This is a genomic window from Flavisolibacter nicotianae (assembly GCF_003628535.1).
Classification (GTDB): Bacteria; Bacteroidota; Bacteroidia; order Chitinophagales; family Chitinophagaceae; genus Flavisolibacter; species Flavisolibacter nicotianae.
Genome location: NZ_RBCI01000063.1, coordinates 1 through 666, shown reverse-complemented (window position 1 = coordinate 666; position 666 = coordinate 1). Strand labels below are relative to the sequence as shown.

Here is a 666-nt window from a genome sequence, read left to right as displayed (position 1 = left end):
CGTTGTGCGAAATATCATGCTACTGCTTCCAAGTAATACTAAGAACTTCACCGGACGGATTTTCTTCGTTCTCCTAACGTTGTTTCTTTTTTACCTGTTTTTCCACTTTGGGCTGAGCGACCCCAAAAGTGAACGTGTTGTTTTTACCGTCAAGGCGATTGATTTTCAGTTTCGAGGCAAATACATGTTGTATCTGTTGCTTGGTATTGTTGTCTACTTGGCAGTGTTGTTGATTGTTTCTCTACTTAGCATCAACAGAGTTTGTGTGGACATAACCGACGGCGCTATAACATTCTATGGTTTGTTTACTGAACGAACGATCGCAACCACCGACATTGCCAGTTACTCTGAAACGGTTCACCGCAACGTTGCAAAGGTTTTTTATGGCTTACTAATTAATCTGAACGATGGCAAAACAGTACAAGTTGCAGAGCAGAACGTGCAAAACGTTTCTGATTTGAAAGCTTATTTGAACGAAACAGGTATACCTTACAATGGACAACAAAAAATGAAGTATCCATTCAATTGACATACTTCGCACAACATGAGCTTATCAAAATACAGGGGATAGAATAGGCCATCAACAATAAATATTTATTTTACAGACGAACAGAGGCTAAACAGAAGTAACAATGAATACCTGTACTTCGATAAGCCCTGTCCGTT

Annotated in this window: 1 protein-coding gene; it reads left to right on the top strand. The window is 39.5% G+C overall.

The window, feature by feature from the left end; all coding sequences use genetic code 11:
* Window positions 1–529, top strand: a 529-nt coding sequence (locus D6024_RS26405) for a hypothetical protein (protein WP_205573383.1), incomplete at its 5' end; no start/stop codon positions are given.
* Between the last annotated feature and the right edge of the window lie 137 nt (window positions 530–666).